Source organism: Brachyspira hyodysenteriae ATCC 27164 (assembly GCF_001676785.2).
Taxonomy (GTDB): Bacteria; Spirochaetota; Brachyspiria; order Brachyspirales; family Brachyspiraceae; genus Brachyspira; species Brachyspira hyodysenteriae.
Window position 1 is genome coordinate 2,475,053 of record NZ_CP015910.2, and the last position, 13,183, is coordinate 2,488,235.

Consider the following 13,183-nt stretch of genomic DNA (forward strand, 5'->3'; position numbering starts at 1 on the left):
TAAATATTAGGATTCATCATGAAATTTATAATAGAAGATAGAGTATTCGAAACTCTAAACGATATGTGTGTTGCTGTGATAATTGCAAAAGGAATTAATAACCAAAATAAAATAAATGATATATCAATAATGCTTAAAGAAAGTATTTCAAATGCTGAAAAAGAATTTGAGAATATAAAGGTAAAAGAAAGCGAATATATAAAATGTTATAGAGATGCTTTTCAAAAACTAAATATCAATCCTAATAAATTCATGTGTTCTATAGAAGCATTACTCACAAGAATATCAAAAAAGAAAGGAATGCCTGAAATAAATTCTGTAGTAGATTTAGTTAATGCTGTTTCTATTAAATATAAACTTCCTATGGGTGCTCATGATTTAGATTCTATGAATAATGAAGATTTTTATATTAGATATTCTGTAGATGCTGATACATTCCTTCCATTTGGTGAAACTGAAACAGAAAAAGTTGATAATAATGAATTAGTTTATGCTGTTGCTCATGATATAAGAACTAGAAGATGGATATGGAGACAAAGCGAATATGGAAAAATTACTGAAAACTCTTCAAATATAATATTTCCTATAGATGCTTTTATAGGTATCAATGATGACAAAGCTATCAAGGCTAGAGATGAGCTTGCTGAATTATTAGCAAAATTTTTTAACTGCGATATAAAAACAGGAATTATAGATTCTAAAAATAATTATATAGAATTTTAACTTTATTCTAATACCCGCCCTTTTAAATTTATTGTTTTATTAAAAATAAAAATTTAAATTGGATTTATTGCGTACATTGAAAAAGCACACCCACCCAAGTGTTAATTAGATTTATAATTTTTATTAACGCACGGTGAACTAAATTTATAATATAATAAAAATCTGAATTAAAAACAAATCTATATTTTTTATCTTATTCTGCGTGCGATAAGAATATTACAAATTTAAAAACTTTTGGGTGGGCAGCTAAAATATCAGTTAAATTTAATTAAGAAAAATAGTGTAAAAATTACAGAATAGTATTGTAAGGCTAAAGGGCGGGCAAATATAATTATATTATAATTAAATAGTAATACCACTCATTGAATAAAATACTATGTCTTTTTGCAACTTTGGCGAAGCCCGCAGAACGTGTGTGGCAAAAAAAAGTTGATAATATATTTATAAAATATAGAAATTGACAAAATATAATTGTTTGGGTATATATTAATCTTCACGTATTTTTATATTGAATCTGTTTCTGAAGCTAGAATAAACAGAAGGTATTATTATAAGAGTAAACATCGTAGAAAATATAAGCCCTCCGCAAACTGCTATAGCTAAAGGTCTGTACATTTCGCTTCCGCTTCCTATTTCAAAAATCATGGGTAATAATCCTAATATTGTAGTCAATGATGTCATAAGTACAGGTCTTAATCTTCTTTTGCATGACTCTAATGCTGCATTATCCCACCTTATCTTTCTCTCTATTACAACCCTATTCATATAATCTATTAAAACTATCCCGTTATTAACAACTATTCCTACAAGCATTATAATACCTATTCCGCTGTAAACATTTAAAGTATTTCCTGAAAAGTACAAGAATATTAAAGCACCGAATAATGCAAAAGGAACAGCCAAAGATATAACAAAAGGCGTAATATAAGATTCAAATTGTCCTGCTATTATGGCATATACAAATACTAAAGCCATTATTAAAGATACTATTAATTGAACGAATGCTTCCTGCATATCTTCATAATCTCCTGAAAAATTAACAGAAAATCCGCTTGGTATATATATTTTATTAAGCTCTTTTCTAATATCTGTAATTATTTCATTTATAGGTCTTCCATAAGCACTTGCATTTATCTCTATTATTCTTTTATCATTCTTTCTGTTAATTTCTATAGGTCCTGTAGATTTATGTATATCTACAAGTGATGATATAGGTACTATACCATTTGAAGTTGGTATCATAATTTTTTGAATGCTTGAAATATCATCTCTATTTATATCTTCTAAACGAACTATTATATCAGTATCAACATATATAGAATTATTTAAAGTCATCTTACTTGCTGTTGTACCGCTGAAAGAAGTTCTTATAATATTTGCAATAGTATTAATATTGATACCCATTTTTGATACTAAATCTCTATCCACATCAAAAATAAGCTCATGATTAGAATCATCTTCTTTTATCAAAACATTTCTAACACCCTCAACATTATTAACTGCAGCTATAACATTGCTTGCCACATCATATCCCCTGTCAAGATCATCTCCTACAAGCTCTATAATGATTGCACTGTAATTTTTGGGTTTTCCCATAGCTGTATTTTCAGAATTAAGTTCTATTCTTCCTGGATATCCATCAACTTTATTTCTTATGCTCTCTATATAATGACTAATATCAAATTTCCTTCCATTTTCTCTATCTATTAATTTTACCCTAACCTCTCCATGATGTTCATTTCTTCCGGTTCTTACTCTGGTTTCATAGTACGCCATATTATTACTAACAGCACTTTCTATATCATGCTCCATCTTATTTATAAACATGTCAGTAAACTCTACCCTAGCTCCAACAGGAAGTCTTAATCTCGATATAATAGTGCCTTCATCTGATACAGGATATCCTTCTTTACCTATATTAGTCAATAATAAAAATAATGATAAACTTAGTAAAATAGATATTAAAGCGAATGATTTCTTTTTATTTTTTATCACTACTGCTAATGTGCTTACATAAAATTTTTCTATATTATTATGAAGATTTTTATTAAAAAAATTTTCTAATCTTATTAACAACAAATTCAATTTACTGTCAGGATTTAGCTTATTTAATCTTGAAGCTAATAATGGTACTATAGTCAAAGCCACAAAAAGAGAAGTTAATAATGATATAGAAACAGTAATACATAAATCACTAAACATCTGCCCCATTTGTCCTTTAACAAAGAGAAATGGAAGAAACACACAGACACTTGTTAAAGTTGAAGCTGTTATTGCTATAGATACTTCGCTTGTACCTATTATAGAAGATTTTATATTATTTATTTTAATAGTTCTTTTATCATTTTTATTAATATTATATTTAGAATAATAATTGCTGTAATAAAAAATATTTTCTAACACTACTATAGAATTATCAACCATCATTCCTACACCAAGCACAAGCCCTGAAAGAGATATTACATTAATAGTGATATTGAAAAAATACATCAATATAAAAGTAGTTATTACAGATACAGGTATTGAAATACTTATTATAAATACGCTTCTTATATCCCATAAATATATCATAAGAACTAGCACAGCAAATAAAGCTCCCTGCCACACTGTATTCAAAACATTATGAATAGAATTCTTTATTGTATCCGAGCTATTGAAAAGTATTTGATAATAAACACCTGAAGGTAAATTAATAGTACTGAGCCTTTTCTCTACATCTCTTGCTATCTGTATAATATTTCCTCCGGATTCTTTTGTTACAGCAATAGTTAAAGCTTTTTGTCCGTTTATACGAACGATTTCTGAATCATCTTCATAATCTTCATGTACATAGGCTATATCTCTCACCTTTACAGGATAAACTTGATTTTTAAGCATTATAACTACATCTTCAATATCATTAACTTCTTTGAACTCTCCTGTTGTTCTTATATTATATTTATATACGCCTTCATAAGTTTCACCGCCTGCCACATTCTGATTCTCCAAAGATAATGTATGTACTATATCATTAATATTTATAGAATATGCATTAAGTCTATTTAAATCTATATCAACACAAATTATCTTTTTTAATCCGCCTCTTATTTCTGTCTGGGCTACTCCTTCAACCTGCTCTAATCTAGTAAGTATTTGACTATCAACTAAATCATATAAAGATGCTAAATTATCCGTACCAAAAAAAGCTATATTCATTATAGGTTCTGAATCTGTTGAAAATTTAGATATATTTGGATTATCTGCATCATCAGGCAAAGAAGATCTAATCATATCAATAGCTTCTCTTATATCATCAGCAGCAGTTTGTAAATCCGTTCCCCAATTAAATTCTATTTCAACATTAGATTCCGATTCTTTTGACTTTGATTTAATAGTTTTTACATTATTAACAGATGATACAGCACTTTCAATTACTCTTGTAACAGATTTCTCTACTTCCTCAGCTCCTGCATTATCATAAGTTGTTTTTATACTGATAATAGGAACTTCCATATTTGGAAGATAATTGATACTGAGTCTTGATATACTGATAAATCCAATTATGAACATGGACACCAATGTAACAAATACTGTTGTAGGTCTATTTACTATGAAAGTAATAAATTTTTTCATTTTTTCGTAAATTTAAAACATAAAAATATTACGGAAATATGATATTAAATTCTAAAAAATATTCAATAGTTTTTATAATAAATTTTTATTCCTTTTAAACTAGTAATAAATCATATTTGAAATTTATATTATTCATATAATTGCATAACAAAATATATATTTTTATTCTAATAAAAAACATTATAAAAAGTATATATACCTAAACAAATATATTTTGTCAAAAATAATTTTTTAAAATTTTAAATATATGCAGGGCTTTGCCCACTGCTCTGCGTGCTTACGCAGCACCCCACTTCTTTTGTTGCCACAAAGAAGCAAAAAGGATGCATTTTGACTTTAATTTAATAAATTATCTTATATGTAATACTATTTTAGTATGATTTGGTACTAATTTTATACTTGCACTTTCGCCGCAAGCAGACTTCGTCTGGTTCTTTTTGCGGCGGGAAAAAGAACAACAAAAAATTGACAAACTTAAAAAATTTTTAGTTTTTTATATAAAATTAACTATTCTTTTTTATTGTTTTTATCCTTATTATAAAGCATTTTTACTAGGAAAACTAAGGCAACAATTATTAATATTTTTATTATAATACTAAGTATGCCATGAATACCCAAATGCGGTCCGAACAACATTGGAAAGTCAAAATAATGTCTTGCATGAGGAGGAGGCGGAGCCATATGAAACATTCTGTCAAATGCCGGAGAACATGAACTCAATAAAAAAAGTGATAATATAGATGAAATTATAAAAGTGATTTTTTTTAACATATTAGTTACCCATCGTTTTATTTGCTTTATTAGACGAAAAAATTATAATAAAAGTTCCCAATAAATATTTATTTTTCATAAAAAAGTTGTATTATTATAATTACTATAAAATAGGAAATAATTATGGAAATATTAGATTTAGAAAGAGCCGAATACGAATTAAACAAAGCATACAAATCAAACCCTACTCCTTGGGTAGAACATTCAAGATATGTTGCTAAAGCTGCAAGGATAATAGCTTCTGAATACAATAAAAAATCAACAGATAAAAAATTAGACGAAGACAATTCATATATATTCGGACTTTTGCATGATATAGGAAGATACACAGGAATAAGTGCTGAAAGGCATTTAATAGACGGATATAAATACTGCATTAATTATGGCTGGGAAAAGATGGCTCAAATATGCATCACTCATGCTTTTATGATACAAGATGTAAATACTGCAATAGGAAAATTCGACATGCCTGAAGAAGATTTCAACTTCATAAAAAATTTTGTTGAGAATGCTGTATATGACGATTATGATTTACTTATTCAATTATGCGATTGTCTTGCTTTGCCTTCTGGATTTTGTTTGCTTGAAAAAAGGTTCGTTGATGCTGCATTAAGATATGGAACATTTCCTCAAAGTGCATTGAGATGGAAAAGAGTATTTGAAATAAAAGAATATTTTGAAAGTGTTATAGGCACTTCAATTTACAATTTACTTCCGAACATAAAAGATAATATTTCATGATCTTTTTAATGGTATATTTTTTTCTTCAAAATAAAGTGATATAACATTTTTTATTTCTTTCAAGGCTTCTTCTTCTGTTGCTCCGAAAGCACTTATATTATCTAACTCTTCTGATAAAGCTATATACCCCTCATCTTCTTCACTATAAAAAATTTTAATACTATATTTCATATCATTCCTCCAAATTATATTTATTAACTAGATATAAAAATTGTTTAACTTGATAGGGTTTTACCTCTCCATTAACATTTTGTATATTAATTAACTCAGAAATACCAATTCTAGAATATATTCTATGGCCCCTCTTTGTCTTTTACACACAAAACCAAAAGATTCTACAATACTACAAAAATAAGAATATTTAATATTTTTATTATTATTTGTAAGTTTATTAATAATCTCTTTCTTGTCCATATTTTAATTATAATATTATTCAATATAAAATCAACTACTCGCCTAGCTAACGAATCCATACGGTCGGCACATTCCGCACAGTAACGCTCACCCTTACAGACAGGCAACTATACGTGAACGAAGGAAGGCTGATTAGACAATCATCAAACAAATAAACTAATTGTAAAAACATAATCTACATGTTAAAATTAATAATAAAAAAATAAGGAATAAAAATGCCTGTTATATCAAGATTTTATGGTATCATTATCAAAATGTATTTTCAGCAAAAAGAGCATAATCCTCCGCATTTTCATGCTATATATGGTGAGTATGTTGGTGTTATTGATATCAATGAATTAAAGATGATAGAAGGCGATTTACCTAATAAAGCATGTTCGCTTGTATTGGAATGGGCTAAGAATAATCAAGACGAACTTTTAAATATATGGAATACTCAAAACTTTAAACAATTAGAACCTTTGGAGTAATTATGACTTTCCATAAAATAAAAAACGTTAAAGCTTTGGATAATCTCATTTTAGAAATAATATTTGAAAATGAAGAAATAAAATATTATGATATAAAAAAATTAATCCCTGAACATAAAGAGTTTGAAATTTTGAATGATAGGACTTTATTTAATCTTGTAAAAGTAGATGTCGGCGGATACGGCATTTCTTGGAACGATGATTTGGATATATCATGCAACACTTTATACTACGAGCTGTAGCACCACCCCGCACGGTAACTCTTTACCTTATCAAACGTCCACTATACGTGCGGCTGAATATCCAAACATTACCATAAAAGATTTTTTTAAAATTTTCATTATTACCCACCCAAACCCACCCTTTAAAGTTAAACAGAATTTTTTTAAAGAATAAGCCCGAAAATCTGATTTTTTTTAAAGACTACGAAAAAAAGTGGACTTTCCCAACCCCAACAAGCTAGCCATTTGAACCACTCGCCTAGCTAACACACTACTCGCCGTAGGGGCTTCCCGCACTGTATATCTTAATATTAAGGATAGTACAATGTACGTGCGGCTGATTACCCAACATCAAACAAAAAGAAACCGACTAAAAAGCCAACCCAGAAATAATTTTTTGAAAATTTACCTTATTACCCACCCGAACCCGCCCTTATAGTTAAACAAACATTTTTAACAAAACAAGCCTACAAATTAAATTTTTTTAGAAAAAATTAGAAAAAATATTGTACTTTTTTCATAGGAAAAAAGTACCAAAAAACTACTTCTTTTGTGGCACAGGCGAAGCCCGCCTACGGCGAGAAGCAAAAAGCATTTACATCATGTAGGATAATCCAAACATTCTAACAATATACCCAAAACGCTAACGCGAATTTTTATTAAATATTGAACGCAGGCTAAAGCCTTTCTCTCTGAACTACTCGCCTAGCTTACGCACTCCCTACGGTCGGGGGCTTTCCGCACGGTATAGCTCACCCTTACAGACAGTCAACTGTACGCGACCGAAGGAAGTACCCGAGACAAAGTCCCCTATGGTGAGGGTATGCGGCTGATTACCCAACATTATTTTTGAACAGTTTTATTTGATTTTAAATGATTATATTTTCTTTTACTAACATAACCCTTAATAATATTACCTTCATTATCTTTAGTTTCTACTTCATAATAATATTTAACATCACCAATGATAGTTATATTATTAACTGTAGTTTGATATATAACGTTTGATTTTGAATTATTTTTATCCATTATATTTATAATTAAAGCAGTAAAAATTGCAATCAATAATCCATAAATAATTAATATTATTCTATTATATATAGGATTTTTTTTACTCCATTTTTCCCAATAATCCATCAATTTTAATTGCCAATTATTAGTATTATTAATTGAATATAAATCGTTTTTTAACTCTTCAATCTCATTCTTATCAATAGCTTTTAAATTTAGATTTTCATCTTCTTCTAATTTCAAGAATACTTTATTAATAGAATCAGAAAAACATTTTTTATAATTTAATTCTATAAAATTTGCATAATCTTTTTTTAATAATTCTTGAGAATGTTTTAATGTTTCATATAAACTATTAATTGTAATTGAACCTGCAATATCTACATATTCTTTTTTGCGTAATTCTTCAGCATTCTTAATGGCATCAGATAAAGAATTATTTAAACTTAAATTAGAATGTTTTAATGTTTCATATAAACTATTAATTGTAATTGAACCTGCAATATCTACATATTCTTTTTTACGTAATTCTTCAGCATTCTTAATGGCATCAGATAAAGAATTATTTAAACTTAAATTAGAATGTTTTAAAGCTTCATATAAACTATTAATTGTAATTGAACCTGCAATATCTACATATTCTTTTTTACGTAATTCTTCGGCATTCTTAATGGCATCAGATAAAGAATTATTTAAACTTAAATTAGAATGTTTTAATGTTTCATATAAACTATTAATTGTAATTGAACCTGCAATATCTACATATTCTTTTTTGCGTAATTCTTCAGCATTTTTAATAGCATCAGATAAAAAATTATTTATACTAGAATTAGAAACAATATTTTTATTTTCTTTATTGAATTCTTCAATATCTTTAAAAGTGTTATATAAACTATTAACTGCGAGTTGAGAAGCTTCGTATAAAGTATTGTTAATATCAATTTTTTTTGTATCTATATTAAAACTCTTTTCTTCTTCAAGAATTTTTCTTATACTAGAATGAATATCTAATTCTGGAATACTCCTATTAAATTTATTTTCTTCTTCAACTATTTTTTTTATAGCACTAGAATGAATATCTAAATTTTTTGTACATATATCAAATTTATCAGATAATAAACTTGAAGTAGAATTTTTCATAAATTACTCCAATAAACCAAATTATATTTATAGTATATATTATAGCAGTATATATTTCAATATTTTTTTAATTATCACCATCAAGAATCTTTATCAAACCAAATAAATTAACCAATTAAATTTTTCAAATTATTTAAAATATTTGTAATAAATGGAATTGCATTAATGACTATTGGTGATGTAGTAATAGCTATCTGTAATATTTGTAATAATTTTAAAGTATTATCTATATAATCTTTATAATTATTATTTCGTTCAGAATTCCTTATTTGCTCTATAACATCTAAAATATCATTTTTATTTTCAATAGAATTATCTTCTATATATTTTTTAGTTCATCTAAATTTGAAATATTATTATTATTATTATTATTATTATTATTATTATTGTTATTATTATTTATACTAGGACTAAAATTAATAATATTACTAGGATTAAAATTAATATTTTCTTCTTTTTGCATATTTAAATATCCCTCTAAATATTTATGATGATTATCTATTTCTATTTTTAGTGTATCTCTTTTAGCTTCAGCTCTATTAATGCTTACTTGAATATCCAATAATTTACCTTTTAATATCGTTATTCCATCTTGAAGCTTATATATTTGAGATTCATTAGTTTCTCTACTAATTTGATTTTCTATATATAAAATATCTTTTTCTATTCTAGCTTTTTGACTTTTTATAGCATTTAATTGATTACAAGCTCTAGTATACTCATCTGTTTTTTGATTAATTAATAGTACAATTTTTTGTGCCTTATTCATCACTCTTCCTCTATAATCCTCACTTCCTCATCACTCAAATTATACAACTTATACACCAAAGCATCAATCTGCTTGTCAACAGCATTAATCTGCCTGTTAATCATAGTAACAGCATTCGGATTTTTCTCAACGGCTAACTTTTTGTTTAACGCAATGATACTGTCAACTAAAGCAACAATTTTGTCATGCATTTCCTTGTCTTGTTTATCATCTAAATTTATATTTGGCATAGGAAAAGAATTTAATACATTAATTTTTAATTCAGCAAATAATTTTCCTTTTCTAGGTTGTATAGTTCTATAATACCAAGTAAGAAATTTTGAATTTAAAATACCTAAAAAATACAATAAGCTAATATCTGTAAATTTAGGAATGCATACAAAAACATTATTACTGAAATAATAATTATCATTATCTACATTAGCCAATATAAAATCACCTGTTCTTCTAACAACTAATTTATTATTTTCAAAATATTTAGAATTACCTAATCATGCATACTCCTTATTTTTCTTATCAATAATATTTGGAGAATAATTAACCCATTTACCATTCCAAGTTAAATTATACCTCTTTACTTCATCTCCTCCTAATATAAGTTTCTTACAATAATTATTTAGACATTCATCTATAAATAATTTTTTTCTTATATTACCTGAGTGTATACCTTCATGTGATTCAAAATAATCAGAAAATTTATTATAATTTTTAAATTTATTAAGAATATTAATAATATCATCTGTCAAATATAAATTAAATTTATAACCTGTATTATCATTATAAACCTTTTGAGAAATTCTATTTGATATTATTTTATCTTTATCATGTATAAATATATTAATAATATTATCTTTTACTGTTCTATTATCAATATTTCCTATAATAGTACAGCTATCTAAATTGACCTTTTTAAATGCCATTCCCCAATGAGATATATCACTAATGCATAATTTATCTAAAATTAATTTTCTAGTTGAATCATAATTTTTTAACAATATAATATCAGGCAATACAAGACCAAACAAACCATTATCTTTTATTAAATTAAAAGATTTCTCTATAAAAAATCTAAATAAATCTAATATACCTATTGTAGAGACTGGATATTTTTCTTTAAAATAATATTCTTCTTCTTTTAAGATATTAATTTCTTTTTGACCCCAAGGCGGATTGCCTATCACCACATCGAAACCGCCCCCTTTAAAAATATTTTTAAACTCGTCCTCCCAATCAAAACAATTTATTTTATATTGCGTCTCCTCGTCAAAATCAAGCACCGACTGGCTCTCGTAAAAATCATTGCCTACTACGAGCTGTAGCACCTTCCCGCACGGCAACGCTCACCCTTACAGAAAGTACAATGTACGTGCGGCTGATTACCCAACATCAAACAAAAAACTAACTAAAAAGCTAACCCAGAAATATAAAATCGAACCCACAAACAGATACTAACACAGAAATAATTTTTTTGAAAATTTATCTTATTACCCACCCAAACCCGCCCTTATAGTTAAACAAACATTTTTAACAAAACAAGCCCGAAAATATAAATTTTTTTAAAGACTACGAAAAAAAATCGACTTTCCCCACCCCAACAAGCTAGCCATTTGAACCACTCGCCGTAGCTTCCGCACTACTCGCCGTAGGGGCATTCCGCACGGTAACGCTCACCATTACAGCAAGTACAATGTAAGTGCGGCTGATTACCCAACATCAAACAAAAACAAACTAACTAAAAAGCTAACCCAGAAATATAAAATCGAACCCACAAACAGATACTAACACAGAAATAATTTTTTGAAAATTTACCTTATAAACCACCCCCTAACCGAGCGAAACGAAAAATAAAAGGCTATGAAATTTTTAATTTTTACTTATATAATACCCACCCAAACCCGCCCTTATAGTTAAACAAACATTTTTAACAAAACAAGCCTACAAACAGTAACTTTTTTAGAAAAAACACGAAAAAAATCGACTTTCCCACCCCAACAAGCTAGCCATTTGAACCACTCCCCTAGCTTACGCACTACTCGCCGTAGGGGCTTCCCGCACGGCAACGCTCCCATTACAGATAGTACAATGTAAGTGCGGCTCATTACCCAACATCAAACAAAAAATAAAATAACTAAAAAGCCAACCCAGAAATATAAAATCGAACCCACAAACAGAAACTAACCCAGAAATAATTTTTTGAAAATTTACCTTATAACCCACCCCCTGACTGAGCGTAGCGAGGAAATACCCGGACGAAGTCCACCGGAGGTGAGGGTACGCCCTTATAGTTAAACAAACATTTTTAACAAAACAAGCCTACAAACATAAACTTTTTTGTGCGAGCCGCACCACCACCCCGCACGGCACTGCTCGCTCTTACAGAAAGTACAATGTATGTGCGGTTTATTACTCAATATTATTTTTGAAAAGTTTTATTTGACTTTAATTGATTATATTTTCTTTTACTAACATAACCATTAATAATATTACCTTCATTATCTTTAGTTTCTACTTCATAATAATATTTAACATCATTAATAATAGTTATATTATTAATAATAGTTTTATTTATTATTTGAGAATTAGAACTAGCATCTTTTCTTACAGGCAATAAAAGACCTATATAAAAACTAATAATAGCTGGAACAACTACAGATAATATTAGTGCTATAATAGGATTTTTTTTAGCCCATTTTTTATAAACATCAAATATCTTTTGCTGCCAATTAAGTGATATGACATTTTCTTTGTGTATTTCTTCTAAGTCGTTTTTTAACTCTTCAATCTCATTTTTATCAATATTTTCTAAATTTATATCTTTATTCTCTTCTAATTTTAATAATGCTTCATTAATAGAATTAGAAATAATTTCTTTGTATTGCAACATTGGAATATTAATATTCCTAAATGTAAAAACATTAGTTAGCATTGAAATAGTACGCTGAAATTCATTAGATAATCCTAAAATATTAATATCTCTAAATGTAAGAACATCTACTAATTTTGAAATAGTCGATTGAATTTCATCAGAAAATCTAGGAATTAAAATCTTTTCAAAATTAATTTTATTAAATACATTATCAAAATTTGCTATTGGTAAATTTTTATACGCTTCCAAATATTGTATTTGAGTTTTATGCATATTATTAATAATATCTGGAACAAGTCTAATTTTACTAATTTGTTCTATACGAGAATTTAATAAATTTTCTATTAAAATAAAATCTTTATTTTCCATTTACTACCTCTCAATAATATTTATTACTACTTTATAAAACAATATAATAATACCAAACATTTAATAAAAAATTAAA

Annotated in this window: 11 protein-coding genes and 1 pseudogene; 4 read left to right on the plus strand and 8 right to left on the minus strand. The window is 27.3% G+C overall.

The annotated features are described in order from the left end of the window. The first annotated feature begins 18 nt into the window (after nt 1-18). Nucleotides 19-723 carry a B3/B4 domain-containing protein gene (locus BHYOB78_RS10855; protein WP_020064535.1) on the plus strand — a complete coding sequence of 235 codons (705 nt, stop codon included), beginning with the start codon at nt 19-21 and terminating at the stop codon, nt 721-723. 486 nt (nt 724-1,209) lie between these two features. Here BHYOB78_RS10855 and BHYOB78_RS10860 read toward each other — a convergent pair whose 3' ends face one another. Together BHYOB78_RS10860 and BHYOB78_RS10865 are read right to left on the minus strand one after the other, a co-directional pair. After that, nucleotides 1,210-4,335: an efflux RND transporter permease subunit gene (locus tag BHYOB78_RS10860; protein ID WP_020064536.1), complete on the minus strand. Its 3,126-nt coding sequence runs from the start codon at nt 4,333-4,335 to the stop codon at nt 1,210-1,212. A gap of 507 nt (nt 4,336-4,842) precedes the next feature. After that, nucleotides 4,843-5,106, minus strand: a complete 264-nt coding sequence (locus BHYOB78_RS10865) for a hypothetical protein (RefSeq protein ID WP_012670831.1) — start codon at nt 5,104-5,106, stop codon at nt 4,843-4,845. 123 nt (nt 5,107-5,229) lie between these two features. Between BHYOB78_RS10865 and BHYOB78_RS10870 the strand changes: the two genes are divergently transcribed. After that, on the plus strand, nt 5,230-5,847 hold the full coding sequence (locus tag BHYOB78_RS10870) for an HD domain-containing protein (RefSeq protein WP_012670832.1): 618 nt from the start codon (nt 5,230-5,232) through the stop codon (nt 5,845-5,847). Here the strand turns inward: BHYOB78_RS10870 and BHYOB78_RS10875 are convergent. Continuing rightward, nucleotides 5,842-6,018: a type II toxin-antitoxin system HicB family antitoxin gene (locus BHYOB78_RS10875; protein WP_012670833.1), complete on the minus strand. Its 177-nt coding sequence runs from the start codon at nt 6,016-6,018 to the stop codon at nt 5,842-5,844. The genes BHYOB78_RS10870 and BHYOB78_RS10875 overlap by 6 nt on opposite strands. 458 nt (nt 6,019-6,476) lie before the next feature. Here BHYOB78_RS10875 and BHYOB78_RS10880 point away from each other — a divergent pair, with 458 nt between their 5' ends. Continuing rightward, nucleotides 6,477-6,731 carry a DUF4160 domain-containing protein gene (locus tag BHYOB78_RS10880; protein ID WP_008722843.1) on the plus strand — a complete coding sequence of 85 codons (255 nt, stop codon included), beginning with the start codon at nt 6,477-6,479 and terminating at the stop codon, nt 6,729-6,731. A gap of 2 nt (nt 6,732-6,733) precedes the next feature. Next, nucleotides 6,734-6,973: a DUF2442 domain-containing protein gene (locus BHYOB78_RS10885; protein ID WP_020064537.1), complete on the plus strand. Its 240-nt coding sequence runs from the start codon at nt 6,734-6,736 to the stop codon at nt 6,971-6,973. 822 nt (nt 6,974-7,795) lie between these two features. Here BHYOB78_RS10885 and BHYOB78_RS10890 read toward each other — a convergent pair. From BHYOB78_RS10890 to BHYOB78_RS10910, 5 genes and pseudogenes are all read right to left on the minus strand, one after another. Continuing rightward, a complete protein-coding gene (locus tag BHYOB78_RS10890; protein WP_065203233.1) occupies nt 7,796-9,103 on the minus strand; it encodes a hypothetical protein in 1,308 nt (435 codons plus the stop codon). A 319-nt stretch (nt 9,104-9,422) separates the two neighbouring features. Beyond that, nucleotides 9,423-9,872, minus strand: coding sequence for a hypothetical protein (locus tag BHYOB78_RS10895; protein WP_070085562.1), 450 nt, complete (start codon nt 9,870-9,872; stop codon nt 9,423-9,425). Then, a pseudogene (locus BHYOB78_RS10900) lies at nt 9,872-10,342 on the minus strand (TaqI-like C-terminal specificity domain-containing protein); the annotation flags it as partial. The pseudogene BHYOB78_RS10900 and the gene BHYOB78_RS10895, both read right to left, overlap by 1 nt. A 21-nt stretch (nt 10,343-10,363) precedes the next feature. Then, complete coding sequence (locus tag BHYOB78_RS10905) at nt 10,364-11,194, minus strand: Eco57I restriction-modification methylase domain-containing protein (protein ID WP_167541833.1); 831 nt, start codon at nt 11,192-11,194, stop codon at nt 10,364-10,366. 1,091 nt (nt 11,195-12,285) lie between these two features. Then, nucleotides 12,286-13,107 (minus strand): hypothetical protein, encoded by an 822-nt coding sequence (locus tag BHYOB78_RS10910; protein WP_020064940.1) that lies wholly within the window; start codon nt 13,105-13,107, stop codon nt 12,286-12,288. Between the last annotated feature and the right edge of the window lie 76 nt (nt 13,108-13,183).